This window comes from Pseudoduganella chitinolytica, assembly GCF_029028125.1.
GTDB lineage: Bacteria > Pseudomonadota > Gammaproteobacteria > Burkholderiales > Burkholderiaceae_D > Rugamonas > Rugamonas chitinolytica.
Map to the genome: position 1 here is coordinate 3,102,482 of NZ_CP119083.1, position 14,734 is coordinate 3,117,215.

The 14,734-nt window shown below is 65.7% G+C and carries 14 protein-coding genes; 1 reads left to right on the forward strand and 13 read right to left on the reverse strand.

The genetic code is table 11. The annotated features are described in order from the left end of the window. The first annotated feature begins 165 nt into the window (after nucleotides 1-165). Entirely contained in the window at nucleotides 166-1,923 is a 1,758-nt protein-coding gene (locus tag PX653_RS13685; RefSeq protein ID WP_371876476.1) for an FAD-dependent oxidoreductase, read from the forward strand. A gap of 6 nt (nucleotides 1,924-1,929) precedes the next feature. On the opposite strand, the gene PX653_RS13690 is transcribed toward PX653_RS13685, so the two are convergent. The 13 genes from PX653_RS13690 to serC form a co-directional block, all read right to left on the reverse strand. Continuing rightward, nucleotides 1,930-2,646, reverse strand: a complete 717-nt coding sequence (locus tag PX653_RS13690) for a PEP-CTERM sorting domain-containing protein (protein ID WP_277418400.1) — start codon at nucleotides 2,644-2,646, stop codon at nucleotides 1,930-1,932. A 190-nt stretch (nucleotides 2,647-2,836) separates the two neighbouring features. Further along, entirely contained in the window at nucleotides 2,837-3,175 is a 339-nt protein-coding gene (locus tag PX653_RS13695) for a ComEA family DNA-binding protein (protein WP_277418401.1), read from the reverse strand. Between the two features lie 123 nt (nucleotides 3,176-3,298). Beyond that, nucleotides 3,299-4,243, reverse strand: a complete 945-nt coding sequence (gene rfaE1 / locus PX653_RS13700; protein WP_371876453.1) for a D-glycero-beta-D-manno-heptose-7-phosphate kinase — start codon at nucleotides 4,241-4,243, stop codon at nucleotides 3,299-3,301. Nucleotides 4,244-4,331: 88 nt separating this feature from the next. Then, the gene (gene lapB, locus PX653_RS13705) at nucleotides 4,332-5,507 is read right to left on the reverse strand and encodes a lipopolysaccharide assembly protein LapB (protein WP_277418402.1); all 1,176 of its coding nucleotides are present in this window, start codon (nucleotides 5,505-5,507) and stop codon (nucleotides 4,332-4,334) included. A 42-nt stretch (nucleotides 5,508-5,549) separates the two neighbouring features. After that, nucleotides 5,550-5,849 (reverse strand): LapA family protein, encoded by a 300-nt coding sequence (locus tag PX653_RS13710; protein ID WP_277418403.1) that lies wholly within the window; start codon nucleotides 5,847-5,849, stop codon nucleotides 5,550-5,552. A gap of 142 nt (nucleotides 5,850-5,991) precedes the next feature. Next, on the reverse strand, nucleotides 5,992-6,297 hold the full coding sequence (locus PX653_RS13715; protein ID WP_050408958.1) for an integration host factor subunit beta: 306 nt from the start codon (nucleotides 6,295-6,297) through the stop codon (nucleotides 5,992-5,994). A gap of 29 nt (nucleotides 6,298-6,326) precedes the next feature. After that, nucleotides 6,327-8,003 (reverse strand): 30S ribosomal protein S1, encoded by a 1,677-nt coding sequence (gene rpsA / locus PX653_RS13720; RefSeq protein WP_277418574.1) that lies wholly within the window; start codon nucleotides 8,001-8,003, stop codon nucleotides 6,327-6,329. Nucleotides 8,004-8,149: 146 nt separating this feature from the next. Continuing rightward, nucleotides 8,150-8,818 (reverse strand): (d)CMP kinase, encoded by a 669-nt coding sequence (gene cmk / locus PX653_RS13725; RefSeq protein WP_277418404.1) that lies wholly within the window; start codon nucleotides 8,816-8,818, stop codon nucleotides 8,150-8,152. Nucleotides 8,819-9,018: 200 nt separating this feature from the next. After that, nucleotides 9,019-10,374, reverse strand: a complete 1,356-nt coding sequence (gene aroA, locus PX653_RS13730; RefSeq protein WP_277418405.1) for a 3-phosphoshikimate 1-carboxyvinyltransferase — start codon at nucleotides 10,372-10,374, stop codon at nucleotides 9,019-9,021. 14 nt (nucleotides 10,375-10,388) lie between these two features. Beyond that, nucleotides 10,389-11,285 (reverse strand): prephenate dehydrogenase, encoded by an 897-nt coding sequence (locus tag PX653_RS13735; protein ID WP_277418406.1) that lies wholly within the window; start codon nucleotides 11,283-11,285, stop codon nucleotides 10,389-10,391. Beyond that, a complete protein-coding gene (hisC, locus tag PX653_RS13740) occupies nucleotides 11,278-12,411 on the reverse strand; it encodes a histidinol-phosphate transaminase (protein ID WP_277418407.1) in 1,134 nt (377 codons plus the stop codon). Before hisC ends, PX653_RS13735 begins: the two co-directional genes overlap by 8 nt. Nucleotides 12,412-12,432: 21 nt before the next feature. Further along, nucleotides 12,433-13,506, reverse strand: a complete 1,074-nt coding sequence (pheA, locus tag PX653_RS13745; RefSeq protein ID WP_277418408.1) for a prephenate dehydratase — start codon at nucleotides 13,504-13,506, stop codon at nucleotides 12,433-12,435. A 120-nt stretch (nucleotides 13,507-13,626) separates the two neighbouring features. Continuing rightward, a complete protein-coding gene (gene serC / locus PX653_RS13750) occupies nucleotides 13,627-14,724 on the reverse strand; it encodes a 3-phosphoserine/phosphohydroxythreonine transaminase (protein WP_277418409.1) in 1,098 nt (365 codons plus the stop codon). Between the last annotated feature and the right edge of the window lie 10 nt (nucleotides 14,725-14,734).

Below are 14,734 nucleotides of genomic sequence, written 5' to 3' on the forward strand. Positions count from 1 at the left end.
TCGTGCTGGCACGAGGATAGCGTATTCGCCGCCCGCTGGCACGCGCGGGGCCAGTCGTGCATCTGCCTTGCGGGAGAGCGGCGCGCCGATTCGCCCAGGCGGCACCGACCATCGGGTAGACTTGCAGTGCGCACGCACCCCTTTCACGGACCCGCAATGGCCAACATGACGCTCACGCCCACCCAGTTCGTTCCCGAAGCCAGCAAGGAAGACGAAGTCCCCGCCATCGGCGCCACCATCGAAACGCGTCGCCACCAGATCTTCCCGCGCCTGACGGAGGCGGAGATCCGGCGCCTGCACCGCTTCGGCAGCGTGCGCACGTACCACAACGGCGTGCGCATCCTGGAAGCGGGCCACACGACGTTCGGCATGGTCGTCGTGCTTGCAGGCCGGATCGCCATCAACCGCTACGATGGCCTGGGCAATTCAGCGTTCATCACGGAGCACGGCCCGGGCGAATTCACGGCGGAGGTGTCGCAGCTGGCGGGCCGGCCATCGCTGGTCAATGCCACCGCCGTGGGCGAAGTGGAGGCCCTCGTGATCGCGCCGGAGAACCTGCGTGCGCTCGTCATTGCCGAGGCCGAGCTGGGCGAACGCATCGTGCGCGCGCTGATCCTGCGCCGCGTGAACCTGCTGGAGGTAGGCTCCGGCGGTCCCGTGCTGGTCGCCCCGCACGGCCATCCCCGGCTGTTCCAGCTGCAGAGTTTCCTGACCGGTAACGCGCACCCGCACACGATCCTCGACCCGCAGGAGGACGCCCAGGCGCGCACCCTGTGCGACTACTACCAGCCCACGGCCGACGACTGGCCGCTGGTGGTCTGCCCCGACGGCAGCGTCAGGAAAAACCCGTCCAACGCCGACATCGGCCGCTGCCTGGGCATGCTGCCGGAGCTGGACCCGGCCAGGGTGTGGGACGTCATCGTCGTGGGTGCCGGCCCGGCCGGCCTGGCGACCTCCGTGTACGCAGGCTCGGAAGGCCTGTCGGTGCTGGCGCTGGAGCAGCGTGCCTACGGCGGCCAGGCGGCCGCCAGTGCCCGCATCGAGAACTACCTGGGCTTCCCGACCGGGATCTCGGGCGGCGCGCTGGCCGGCCGCGCCTACGTGCAGGCGCAGAAGTTCGGCGTCGAGGTGGCGATTCCCGCCGTGGCGGCACGGCTGGTGTGCGACACGTATCCGCTGCGGGTGCAACTGGCGGACGGCAGCTGCGTGCAGGGCCGCACCGTCGTGCTGTCATGCGGCGCGCGCTACCGTCGCCCGTCGCTGGCGAACATCCGGCAGTTCGAGGGCCGCGGCATCTACTACTGGGCTTCGCGCATCGAGGCCAACCTGTGCCGCAGCGAGGAGATCATCCTGATCGGCGGCGGCAATTCGGCGGGCCAGGCGGCCGTGTTCCTGTCCGGACACGCGAAGAAAGTCCACGTGGTGATCCGCGGCGCAGGCCTGAAGGCGACCATGTCGACCTACCTGATCGAGCGCATCAAGGCGACACCGAACATCGAGCTGCACACCCACACGGAGATCGTGGCGCTGGAGGGGGATGACGACGGCCTGAAGCAGGTCCGCCTGCGCGACAACCAGACCCACGAGGAAAAAGACCGCGACGTCTGCCGCGTGTTCCTGTTTATCGGCGCCGATCCGAACACGGACTGGCTGGGCGACTGCGGCGTGGACGTCGACGCGCAGGGTTTCATCCGCACCGGTCACGACGTGACGAAGGCGCAGTGCCGCGCCAGCTTCGAACAGGGCACCACCCAGGACGACCGGCCGGTGCGCGCGGCGCTGGAGACGAGCGTGCCGGGCGTGTTCGCCATTGGCGACGTGCGCGCCGGCTCCACCAAGCGGGTCGCGGCCGGCGTCGGCGAAGGCGCCCAGGTGGTGTCGCAGATCCACGCGTTTCTCGCGAACCTGCCGGTGGAACGCTGAAAGTCTTTACTCGGGATGCCGGCGGCGCAGGAACAGCACGCCGGTGCCCACCGCCAGCATGACCCACGTGGACGGCTCCGGCACCGCGCTGACGCCATTGACGGCGTTGAACACCACCCGGTTCGACCAGTCCGACGACAGCGGCGATGCGTCCGACGTCGTCAGGTGCACGTCGAAGCCGACCACCAGGCCGGCGCCGTAGCGACGGTAGCCCAGCAGCGCAGTGCCGTCTTCCCACGCCAGTACCGGCGTCGCGCCTTCCACGAACTCGTTACCCACTTCGCGGCCGATCGTCTGCGTGCCTGCGGCAGGCAACGTCACGCCCTGCAGCAGCCAGTCGTCCGTCGCCAGCACGTCGATGGCGGGATTGGCCTCGCGCATGGTGCCGCTCCAGCGCGGCCCGAACACGGCGGTATTCTCCGTGAAGGACACGTGGGTGAAGCTCCACGGCAGCTGGATCAGCGTGCCGCCGTTGTAGACGAAGCGGTCCAGCGCGGCCGCATTGGCGTACGAGCTGCCGTCCTGGATGTACACGTCATAGCCCGACAGCACGTGGTCGTTGTACCAGTCCACCGTAGAGACATGGTTGCCGTGCGCCGTCAGGGCCGTGGCCAGCGCTGGCGTATAGAAAGCGCCGGCGCTGATGCCGACGTTTTCCGCGTGCGCGCCGGCGCTGGCCGTCAGCACGGCGGCGATGGCGGATTTGCCGAACAGTGTACGCATCACGATGGTCCCCCGAAAAATAATTCCGAAAGGATACATGGATAATTCCAGGAAATAAAGATTTATGTACAACAATTATTTGCGTTACGTCAAGTAGCGTCTTGTTGTGTGCCCGCCGCCACAACGCCATACCGGCGCCCAGCAAAAAGCCCGGGACGGCGCCCGGGCTTCCTGTTGGCAGCGATACCGCTTACTTCTTCGCCGGGTCTTTCTTCGCTTCGGCGACCTTGGCACCGTCCGCACTCTTGGCCGGCGCGCCTTGCAGCGACTTGCCGTTGACCTGCAGCCCCGCTTCGGACAGCCTGGCGGCATTCTTGTCGCCGATCCCCTTCACGCGCTTCTGGAAGTCGGCCCAGTCCTTGAACTCGCCCTTGCCGCGCTCCTCCAGGATGGCTTTCGACTTGGCGGGGCCGATGCCCTTGACCGTGTCCAGCGCGGCCTGGTCGGCCTTGTTCACGTCGACCTGCGCGAATGCCATGCCCATGGCTGCGACGAACGTGGCGGCTGCCAGCATCAATTTCTTCAACATGTGATCCTCCGGTGTATGGAATGCAGGGCCCGGCGTGCGCCCAGGATTCCTGTAACGCCCCGTCACGGCCCGGGTTGACAAGCGGTCACGCACGCGAACGGGCTTTTGCGCCCGCGCAAACCGTCACGCGCCGAACAGCTCCGTGCGCGTGACGGTGGCCGTGCCCAGCTTGCCGACGACGATACCGCCGGCGCGATTGGCCGTCTGCACCGCCTCGTTCCAGCCCGCCCCGGCGCCCAGCATCGCGGCCATCGTGGCAATCACCGTGTCGCCGGCACCGGAGACGTCGAACACCTCGCGCGCATCGGCCGGGATGTGGAAGCGGTCGGTGCGCGTGTACAGCGTCATACCCTCTTCGGAGCGCGTCAGCAGCAGTGCTTCCAGCAGCAGCGACTCGCGCAGGTTCTGCACTTTTTCCGTCAGCTGCTCCTCGCTGCTCCAGCTGCCCACGATGCGTTTGAGTTCGCCCTTGTTCGGCGTCAGCATGGTTGCGCCCGTGTAGCGCGTGAAGTCGTCGCCCTTCGGATCGACCATGACGATCTTGTTCTCGGCGCGCGCGTACATGATCATGTCGGACACGTTCACCAGGCTGCCCTTGGCGTAGTCGGACAGCACGATCACGTCGTAGTCCGGCAGCAGCGCGCGGTACTGCGTCAGCTTGTTGCGCAGCACGACGTCGCTGGGCGGCTCCTCGAAGTCGATGCGCAGCATCTGCTGCTGGCGGCCGATCACGCGCAGCTTGATGATGGTGGAGATGGCTTCGTCGCGCTTGAGGAAGCTGTGGATGCCGCCGGCATGCAGCATCTGCTCCACTTCGCTGCCCGCTTCGTCGGCACCGACGACGCCCAGGAGGCCCGCATGCGCGCCCAGCGCGGCGGCGTTGCGCGCGACGTTGGCGGCGCCGCCCAGGCGCGCCTCGCGCCGTTCGATGCGGACGATGGGCACCGGGGCTTCCGGCGAGATGCGGCCGACGTCGCCGAACCAGTAGCGGTCCAGCATGACGTCGCCGACGACGAGGACGCGGACTTTGTCGAGGGCGGGGGCGGTGTAGGTGGCAATTTGGGTCACTGGGTGGTCTTTCTTTCGGACTTCGGGGGCGTACCGGTGAGAACCGGGGACAGTCCCGCAGGGACAGTCCCCGATGCATCGAGCGGTATCAGTTCATGACATTCAGTTCTTCGGTGCGGCGCGGCGGGTAGGTCTCCCAGCGGCTGCAGCCGGGGCAGTGCCAATAGAACTGGCGGGCCTTGAAGCCGCAGTGGCTGCACTGGTAGCGCGCCAGCTTTTGCGTGTAGCCGTGCACCAGGTTCTTCACCAGCGACAGCTCGCCCAGCACGGCGGGCGGCGCATCGAGCATGCGCGCTTCCAGGAACTTGTCGAGACCCAGCAGGGTCGGGGTGCGGCGCAGTTCGTCGCCCACCAGCTGCTTGGCCGCGTCCACGCCTTCCAGCTCCAGCACGGCCTTGAACACGACCTCCAGCAGGTCGATCGAGGACGCCTGCTGCAGGTAGGACTTGAGCAGGCTGACGCCCTCTTCCGGCCGGCCTACTTTCCTGTAGCCGTCCATCAGGCGCTGGGCGACAAGCGCCACGTGCGGTACGCTTTGCTGCTCGACGCGGCGCCACGTCGCCAGCGCGGCCTCCGTCTCGCCCTTGGCCTGCTGCACGTCGCCGACCAGGATCGTCCCACGCACGCTGGTGCGGTCGGCGTGCAATGCCTTGTCCAGCAGCGGCAGTGCGTCGTCCGGGTGCATGTGCACCAGTGCGTCCTGCGCCAGTTCGCAGTAGAACTGGGCGATCTCCTTCTGGCGTGAGCCGGCGCCCGCCTCCTGCAGCGCGATGGCCGCCTCGATGGCGCGCACCCACTCCTTCTCGCGCTGGAAGATCTCCAGCAGCGCGCGGCGCGCCTGCACCGCGTAGCTCGTGTCCAGCAGGCGCTGGTAGGTTTCCTCGGCGCGGTCCAGCAGGCCCGCCTTCAGGTAATCCTGGCCCAGCTCGTACTCCGCGTGGGCGCGTTCGTCGGCCGGCAGGTCCGGCCGCGACAGCAGGTTCTGGTGCACGCGGATCGCCCGCTCCGTCTCGCCACGGCGGCGGAACAGGTTACCGAGCGCGAAGTGCATCTCCGCCGCTTCGGGGTCCTGCCGCACGATCTCGACGAACGAGTCGATGGCCTTGTCCGGCTGGTCGTTCAGCAAGTGGTTCAGGCCCTTGAAGTAACCGCGCGGCAGCGTGCGCGATTCCGAGACGAGCTGGCGGATATCCACGCGTGCGGCGATCCATCCCAGGCCGAAGAAGGCGGGAATACCCAGCAACCACCAGAGTTCAAATTCCATGTGTTGTATTTATCTTGTAGACGGAGGGCTTGCGGCGGGAGCTTATTGCTGCGCGTTGACGTTGTCCGGTGCGCGGTTGACCTGCAGCGCGGACGTTTGCAGCGACTGGATCGCCGCCTTTTGCCGCGTCGTCTCGCGCCGGTAGCGGAAGACGGTGGGGGTCAGTGCCAGCACGCCGAGGGCGGCGCCGGCCACGAAGAAGGCCAGCAGCATCAGCACCAGGGGGCCGCGCAATTCGTAATTGAGGAACAGGTGCAGGTCCACTTCCTGCGTGTTTTTGAGGGCAAAACCAAAGAACAGGATAAACAGTATGACGCCAACTACCGTGGAGATTATCTTCATCGTTGTACTTCCCTGTTGCTTGCAAAACCCGATCATACCGCGAGTGGGCCAGGCGCGAATACCGCGGCGCGCTTTTCATCGGCCCGAAAAAAAGGGGCAGGCTCGCGCCCGCCCCTCCTGACTGCATGCTACGGCAGAATCTTCAGTCCTCGATGATCGGTTGCCCGACCATCGCATCCACCCGCTCGCGCAACTGCTTGCCCGGTTTGAAGTGCGGCACCCGTTTTTCGGGCACCATCACCTTGTCGCCGGACTTCGGATTGCGGCCGATACGGGGTGGCCGGCTGTTCAGCGCAAAGCTGCCGAAGCCCCGGATCTCGATGCGCTGGCCGCTCGCCAGGGCGCCGGTCATCGCATCGAGAATGGTCTTCACGGCATACTCCGCGTCCTTGGCCACCAGCTGCGAATAACGCTCGGCCAGGCGGTTGATCAGTTCGGACTTGGTCATCTGCTGTTCGCGTTCGTCTTGGTTCTAGCTCAGTTCTTATTATCGAACTTGGCCTTCAGCAGTGCGCCCAGGCTGGTGGTGCCCGATGCGGCGCTGCTGTCAGATGCCATCTTCTGCATGGCTTCGGCGGTTTCCGCGTTGTCCTTGGCCTTGATGGACAGCTGGATGCTGCGTGCCTTGCGGTCGATGTTGATGACCAGGGCTTCCACGCTGTCGCCGACCTTCAGGTGCGTACCGGCATCTTCCACGCGATCGCGCGAGATTTCGGAAGCGCGCAGGTAGCCTTCGACTTCTTCGGACAGAGCGATGACGGCGCCTTTTGGCTCAACGGACTTGACGGTACCGGTGACCAGCGAGCCCTTGTCGTTCATGGCTGCGAAGTTGTTGAATGGGTCGCCTTCCAGCTGCTTCACGCCCAGGGAGACGCGCTCGCGCTCGACGTCGATGGCCAGAACAACGGCTTCCAGCTCGTCGCCCTTCTTGAACTTGCGCACGGCTTCTTCGCCAGGCTCGGTCCAGGACAGGTCGGACAGGTGCACCAGGCCGTCGATGTTGCCAGCCAGGCCGATGAACACGCCGAAGTCGGTGATCGACTTGATCGCGCCCTTGACCTTGTCGCCCTTCTTGTGGGTGACACCGAAGTCGTCCCAAGGGTTGGCCTTGCACTGCTTCATGCCCAGCGAGATACGGCGACGCTCTTCGTCGATCTCCAGGACCATGACTTCGACTTCGTCGCCCAGCTGCACGACTTTGTTCGGAGCGACGTTCTTGTTGGTCCAGTCCATTTCGGACACGTGGACCAGGCCTTCGATGCCTTGCTCGACTTCGACGAACGCGCCGTAGTCGGTCAGGTTCGTGACTTTACCGAACAGGCGGGTGCCTTGCGGGTAACGACGGGACAGACCGGTCCAAGGATCGTCGCCCAGCTGCTTCACGCCCAGCGAAACGCGGTTCTTTTCCTGATCGTACTTCAGGACCTTGGCGGTGATTTCCTGGCCAACCGACAGCACTTCCGACGGGTGACGCACGCGACGCCATGCCAGGTCGGTGATGTGCAGCAGGCCGTCGATGCCACCCAGGTCCACGAACGCGCCGTAGTCGGTGATGTTCTTGACGACGCCGGTCACGACCGTGCCTTCCTTCAGCGTTTCCATCAGCTTCTGGCGCTCTTCGCCCATCGAAGCTTCGATGACGGCGCGGCGGGACAGAACGACGTTGTTACGCTTGCGGTCCAGCTTGATGACCTTGAATTCCAGCGTCTTGCCTTCGAACGGGGTCGTGTCCTTGACAGGACGGGTGTCGACCAGCGAACCCGGCAGGAATGCGCGGATGCCGTTGGTCAGGACGGTCAGGCCGCCCTTGACTTTGCCATTGACGGTACCGGTGACGATCTCGCCGGATTCCATTGCTTTTTCCAGTGCCAGCCACGAAGCCAGACGCTTGGCTTTGTCGCGCGACAGGATGGTATCGCCGAAACCATTTTCCAGCGATTCGATGGCCACGGAAACGAAGTCACCAACTTTGACTTCCAGTTCGCCCTGGTCATTCTTGAATTCTTCAACAGGGATGAAAGCTTCCGATTTCAGGCCGGCGTTGACGATCACGAAATTGTGATCCAGACGCACGACTTCAGCGGAGATCACTTCGCCGGAGCGCATGTCCTGACGGGACAGGGACTCTTCGAAGAGGGCTGCGAAACTTTCCATATTAGACATAAAACTTCCATGTTAACCAGCAAGGCTCGCACGATGCGACTTCAACTGGGTTGAGGGTTAAAGGATCACGAAGACCACACGGTCCGCGCTTCCCCATACAACACCGCAAGCGGACAGGGCGCGCCTGCGGCACCAAACTATTTCCCGACGGCCGCATACCAGTTCAGCACCTGGGCAACGGCCGCTTCGACCGTCATGTCCGAGGTATCGAGCACATGCGCCCCCTCTGCAGGGACGAGAGGTGCGATGGCCCGTTGAGTATCACGGTCGTCGCGCGCTTTCAAATCCATCAGGAGGTCGTCCATGTTAGCAGAAATTCCCTTGCCGATCAATTGCTTGTATCGGCGTTCCGCGCGCGCCTCGACACTTGCGGTCAGGAACACTTTTAGTTGCGCGTTTGGAAAGATCACGGTACCCATGTCGCGCCCGTCGGCCACCAGTCCGGGCGCCTTGCGAAAGCCCAGCTGCAGGCCGAACAGCGCCTGCCGGACGGCGGGCAGCGCGGCGATCTTCGATGCCGTATTGCCAACCTCCTCCGCCCGGATCGCATCCGTGACGTTCTCGCTGGACAGGAAGATCGCCTCGCCCGTGAAGCCGATATGCAGATGCTCGGCAAGTTTCGCCAGCGCATGTTCATCGTTCAGCGGGGTCTGGCGGCGCAGCGCCTGCAGCGCGGTCAGGCGGTACAGCGCGCCGGAATCGAGGAGGTGGAAGCCGAGCTGGTCGGCAACCTTGTGGGCAACGGTCCCCTTGCCGGAAGCGGTGGGGCCGTCGATCGTGATGACGGGAATGTTCGAAGTAGGCATTGGCGGATTTTACTCCGCCGTCGAGCCGCGGGATAGTTGCCGGGCCGTCAAAAAGCCGGGACAGCGCATAGGTCTGCAAGCCCCTGGCCTGTCCTCGAACCCAAGACCAGGAACTGGGGTCAGACCCGTCGGGTCTGACCCCGGCTCTTCGCCGTAGGGGTGAAAAACGGCGACTGTCACCATTTTTCCTGTCCCGCGTTTTAGTATTTGGCTTCGTGGGCGATGCCGGCGAAGGCCGTGAAATAGTCGGGGAACGTCTTGGCGACGCACTTCGGGTCGTTGATGCGCACCTGCGCACCACTGCGGGCCACGCTGTCCAGCGACGCCAGCGAGAAGCACATCGCCATGCGGTGGTCGTCGTAGGTGTCGATCGTGGCGGCCGACAGCACCTTCGGCGGCGTCACCTTCAGGTAGTCCGGCCCCTCTTCCACCTCGGCACCCAGCTTGCGCAGCTCCGTGGCCATCGCGGCGATGCGGTCGGTTTCCTTGACGCGCCACGACGCAATGTTGCGCAGCGTGCTGGTGCCGTCGGCGTACAGCGCCGCAATCGCAATCGTCATCGCCGCGTCCGGGATGTGGTTGAAGTCCGCGTCGATGGCCTTCAACGGCCCCTTCGACTTGGCCTCGATCCAGTTGTCGCCCATCGTGATGTGGGCGCCCATCTGCTCGAGCGCGTGAACGAAGCGGACGTCGCCCTGGATCGAGTCGCGGCCCACGCCTTCCACCCGCACCGGGCCGCCGGCGATCGCGCCGGCCGCCATGAAGTACGACGCCGACGACGCATCGCCCTCGACGTGGATATTGCCCGGGCTCTGGTAGCGCTGGCCCGACGCGATCGTGAACGACTGCCACTCGTCCTGCTCGACGGTGACGCCGAAGCGGCGCATCAGGTTCAGCGTGATCTCGATATACGGCTTGGAGATCAGTTCGCCCTCGACGGCGATCGTGACGGCATGCGTGTGCGCCATCAATGGCGCCACCATCAGCAAGGCGGTCAGGAACTGGCTCGACACGTTGCCGCGCACCGACAGCCGGTTGGTGTTGAAGGCGCCCGTGCGGATGCGCAGCGGCGGGTAGCCCGGGTTGCCCGTGTATTCGATGGCGGCGCCGACCGCATTCAGCGCATCCACCAGGTCGCCGATGGGGCGCTCGTGCATGCGCGCCACGCCAGACACCTTGTAGTCGCCGCCGATCACGGCCAGCGCCGCCGTCAGCGGCCGGATCGCCGTGCCGGCATTGCCCATGAAGAGATCGGCCTCCTGGTTCGGGAAGCTGCCGTTGGTGCCGCGCACGCGGTGGATCGTCTGCGCCGTGCCGTTGACGGCATGCGGCGGCTCCTCGGTCCACTCGACGCCCAGCGCGCGCAGCGCGCCCAGCATCACCTGCGTGTCGTCCGAATCGAGCAGGTCGACGATCTTGGTTTCGCCCTCGGCCAAGGCGGCCAGCAGCAGGATTCTATTGGAAATGCTTTTCGAGCCGGGCAGGCGCACGACGCCTTCCACGTGCATGACCGGTTGCAGGTCGATATACGGCGGGTGTTCGGTAGATTCGGTCATGATGCTCTCTCTCGTTATTCTGCGGTGTCGGCGGGTGGCGGCGCCTCGGCCGCCTCGATCGCCTCGATCCACTGGCGGCGCGCCCGTTGCGCGTTGCCGTAGACGGTTTCAAGGGTGGCGCCGTCGCCGGCGGCCAGGCACGCCCGCAGGTGCGCCAGCTGCGCCATGTAGCCGTCCAGCTCGGCCAGCAGCGCGGCCTGGTTGGCCAGGCTGATGTCGCGCCACATCTCCGGCGAGCTGCCGGCGATGCGGGTAAAGTCGCGGAAGCCGCTGGCGGCATACTGGAACAGCAGGTCGGCGTGGGGCTTGTTGGCGATGTCGTCCACCAGCGCGTACGCCAACAAGTGCGGCAAGTGGCTGACGGCGGCGAACACCTTGTCGTGCTCCTCCGGCGTCAGGCGGTGGATGATGGCGCCGCACGCGCGCCAGGCGGCAGCGACCTTGTCGATGTCAAGCGCGGCGTTTTCCACCAGCGGCGTCAGCACGAACTTCTTGCCGATGTACAGGTCGTCGATGGCGGCATCGGGGCCGTTGGTCTCGCGTCCCGCGATCGGGTGGCCCGGCACGAACTGCGCGACCTTGTCGCCCAGCGCGGCACGGGCGGCCGCCACGACGTCGGCCTTGGTGCTGCCGGCATCGGTGACGATCGTCCCCGGCGCCAGGTGCGGCGCCAGCGCGGCCAGGATGCGCCCCGTCTGCGCGACGGGCGCCGCCAGCAGCACCAGGTCGGCACCTGCGACCGCCGTGAAATCCGTGGCGACGGCATCGACGATGCCCAGCGCCAGCGCGCGCCCGGCGTAGGCGGCCGAGCGCTCGATGCCGACGACGTGGCGCACGGCGCCGGCCTTCCTCAGCGCCCGCGCGAACGAGCCGCCGATCAGGCCGACGCCAACGATGACGACTTTATCCACGGTCCTCCGCCAGTGCCTTCTGCAAGGCCGTGATCAGCACCGCGTTCTCCTGCGGCAGGCCGATGGAGATCCGCAGCCACTCCGGCAGGCCGTAGTTGCCGACCGGGCGCACGATGACGCCTTGCTTGAGCAACGCCAGGTTGACGCGCGCGCCCGCGGCCAGGTCGTTGCCGACCTTGACGAGGATGAAGTTGCCGTGCGACGGCACGTATTCGAGACCCATCTGCTCGAACGCCTCGACGAACTGGCGGTAGCCGGCCGCATTGTTGGCGGCGCTCTTCTCCAGGAACGCGCTGTCGTTCAGCGCCGCGATTGCCGCCGCCTGGGCCAGCGAGTTGACGTTGAACGGCTGGCGGATGCGGTTCATCAGGTCCGTCAGCGCCGGCTGCGCCAGGCCGAAGCCCACGCGCAGGCCCGCCAGGCCGTAGGCCTTCGAGAACGTGCGCGATACCAGCAGGTTCGGATACTTGCGCACCCACTCGGCGGACTCGTACTGGTCCTCGTGCGACAGGAACTCGTTGTAGGCCTCATCCAGCACGACAACGACGTTGGCCGGCACTTTCGCCAGGAACGCCTCGATTTCCGGCCCGGACACGAAGGTGCCGGTCGGGTTGTTCGGGTTGGCGATGAAGACCAGGCGCGTTTCCGCATCGATGGCGGCGGCCATCGCGTCCAGGTCATGGCCGTGGTTCTTGGCCGGCACGACGATGTGGCGGGCACCCACGCCCTGCGTCGCCAGCGCGTACACGGCAAACGAATACTGCGAATAGACGATGGCCTGGTTGCGCTCGACGAAGGCGTGCGCGGCGATTTCCAGGATGTCGTTCGAGCCGTTGCCCAGCGTGATCCACTCCATCGGCACGTCGTAGCGCTTGGCCAGGGCCTGCTTCAGGTCGAAGCCGTTGGCGTCGGGATAGCGGCCCAGCTCCGCGGCGGCTTTCGCCATCGCCTGCTGCGCCGATTCCGGCACGCCGAACGGGTTCTCGTTGGAGGCCAGCTTGACGATCGATGCCTCGTCGAGGCCGAACTCGCGCGCGACTTCGGAAATGGGCTTGCCGGCCTGGTAGGGAGCGATGGCACGAACGTAGGTTGGACCGAAATGCGTAGGACCGGATTGCTTGGACATGGGTTCTCTCTTTATATTAGGTCAGGTCAGGCTGGTCGGGTAGGAGCCCAGCACTTTGAAAAAGGCGGCGTTGCTCTTGAGTTCGGCAAGCGCGTTCGTCACGGACGGGTTCTGTACGTGGCCTTCGATGTCGACATAAAAATAGTACTCCCACGTGCCGACGCGCGCGGGACGGGATTCGAAACGGGTCATCGACACGCCGTGCCTGGCCAGCGGCGCCAGCAACTGGTACACGGCGCCGGCCTTGTTCGGCACGGCCAGCACCAGCGACGTGTGGTCACTGCCGGACGGCCCCGGCTGCAGCTTGCCGACGATGGCGAAGCGGGTACGGTTGTGCGGGTCGTCCTGGATGTGGCCCTTGACGACGCCCAGGCTGTACTGCGTGCCCGCGATCTCGCTGGCGATCGCCGCGATGGTCGGGTCCAGGCTGGCCATGCGCGCCGCCTCGGCGTTCGACGCCACCGCACGCCGCTCGATGTGCGGATAGTTCAGGTTCAGCCACACCTGGCATTGCGCCAGCGCCTGCGAATGGGCGCAGATGGCGGTGACGCCGTCCATCGTGCCCGTCTTCGACATCAGGCTGTGGTGCACGGCGATCGCCACTTCGCCGCTGATGATCAGGGGCGTCTGCAGCAAGAGGTCCAGGGTGCGGTTGATGGCGCCCTCGGACGAGTTCTCGACCGGCACGACGCCGAATTCGGCGGTGCCGGCCTCGGTGGCGCGGAACACCTCGTCGATCGACGCGCACGGCAGCCCCTCGACGGCGCGGCCGAACTGCTGGTAGACAGCCTGCTCGGAGAACGTGCCGGCCGGGCCGAGATACGCGACGGTGACGCGCTTTTCCAGCGCGCGGCAGGCCGACATGATCTCGCGGAAAATGGTCTGGACCTCGGTGCCGCCCAGTGGGCCGGGATTGCGTTCGGCCACGCCGCGCAGCACCTGCGCTTCGCGTTCGGGACGGAATACGGGCGCGTTGGTCTCGGCCTTGACGTGGCCCACTTCCTGGGCCACCCGGGCGCGCTCGGAAAGGAGCGCCAGGATCTGCGCGTCGATCGAGTCGATTTTTTCGCGCAGGGGTTTCAGTTTGTCTGTCATGGTTGGCTTGTGATCTGTAAGCGGGCCGGCGGCGCACGCTTCAACCCGGGGCCAGGAACTGGGGTCGGACCCGCCGGCTCCGACCCCGGCCTTTGCTGTCGGGTCGAATCGCGCTCGGGGTTATCGCTCGGCGAATTCGTTCAGGTAATCGACCAGCGCCTGTACGCCTTCGATCGGCATCGCATTGTAGATGGATGCGCGCATGCCACCGACGGACTTGTGGCCCTTCAGTTGCAGCAGGCCGCGCGCCTTCGCGCCGGCCAGGAATGCTTCGTTCCTGCTCTCGTCGCGCAGGTAGAACGGTATGTTCATGCGCGAACGGTAGGCGGGCGCCACCCGATTCTGGTAGAAGTCGTCGGCGTCCAGGGCGGCATACAGCAGCCGGGCCTTTTCAATATTCTTGCGTTCCATCGCCGCGATGCCACCCTGCTCCTTGAGCCAGCGGAACACGAGGCCGGCGATATAGATGCCGTAGGTGGGCGGCGTGTTGTACATCGATTCGTTCTCGGCCACGTTCTTGAAATCGAACGCGGACGGGCAGATCGGCAACGCATGCCCGATCAGGTCCTCGCGCACGATGACGACCGTGACGCCTGCCGGGCCGATGTTCTTCTGCGCGCCGCCGAAGATCAGGCCGTACTTCGAGACGTCCACGGCGCGCGACAGGATGTGCGACGACATGTCCGCCACGATCGGCACGTCGCCCGGCACCTCCGGCACGAAGTCGATCTCGACGCCGTCGATGGTCTCGTTGGTGCACAGGTGCAGGTAGGCCGCGCCGGGCGTCAGGTTCCACTCGGATTGCGGCGGCACGGCGGTAAAGCCGCTGGCCTCGGCCGACGCGGCCACGTTGACGTTGGCATAGCGGGCCGCTTCCTTGATCGACTTGCCCGACCAGGAACCGGTGCGGACGAAGTCGATGGTGGCCGGCTGGCCAGCGGCCTGCACACGTCCGACGAGGTTCAGCGGGATCACGGCATTCTGCGACAGCCCGCCGCCCTGCATGAACAGGATGCGGTAATTGTCCGGCACGCCCAGGAGCTCGCGCAGGTCGCGCTCGGCCGCGCGGTAGATCGAGATGAACTCGGGACCGCGGTGGCTCATCTCCATCACGGACATGCCACTGCCCTGCCAGTCCAGCATTTCGGCGGCGGCCTGTTGCAGCACTGCCTTCGGCAGCACGGCGGGGCCGGCGGAGAAGTTGTAGATGGTTGTCACGACTGTCCTT

Bases quoted from the DNA above. Each gene is read 5' to 3' on its own strand.
- PX653_RS13685 (WP_371876476.1), top strand. From the start codon at position 166: ATGACGCTCACGCCCACCCAGTTCGTTCCCGAAGCCAGCAAGGAAGAC.
- PX653_RS13690 (WP_277418400.1), bottom strand. From the start codon at position 2,646: ATGCGTACACTGTTCGGCAAATCCGCCATCGCCGCCGTGCTGACGGCC.
- PX653_RS13695 (WP_277418401.1), bottom strand. From the start codon at position 3,175: ATGTTGAAGAAATTGATGCTGGCAGCCGCCACGTTCGTCGCAGCCATG.
- lapB (WP_277418402.1), bottom strand. From the start codon at position 5,507: ATGGAATTTGAACTCTGGTGGTTGCTGGGTATTCCCGCCTTCTTCGGC.
- PX653_RS13710 (WP_277418403.1), bottom strand. From the start codon at position 5,849: ATGAAGATAATCTCCACGGTAGTTGGCGTCATACTGTTTATCCTGTTC.
- PX653_RS13715 (WP_050408958.1), bottom strand. From the start codon at position 6,297: ATGACCAAGTCCGAACTGATCAACCGCCTGGCCGAGCGTTATTCGCAG.
- rpsA (WP_277418574.1), bottom strand. From the start codon at position 8,003: ATGGAAAGTTTCGCAGCCCTCTTCGAAGAGTCCCTGTCCCGTCAGGAC.
- cmk (WP_277418404.1), bottom strand. From the start codon at position 8,818: ATGCCTACTTCGAACATTCCCGTCATCACGATCGACGGCCCCACCGCT.
- aroA (WP_277418405.1), bottom strand. From the start codon at position 10,374: ATGACCGAATCTACCGAACACCCGCCGTATATCGACCTGCAACCGGTC.
- hisC (WP_277418407.1), bottom strand. From the start codon at position 12,411: ATGTCCAAGCAATCCGGTCCTACGCATTTCGGTCCAACCTACGTTCGT.
- pheA (WP_277418408.1), bottom strand. From the start codon at position 13,506: ATGACAGACAAACTGAAACCCCTGCGCGAAAAAATCGACTCGATCGAC.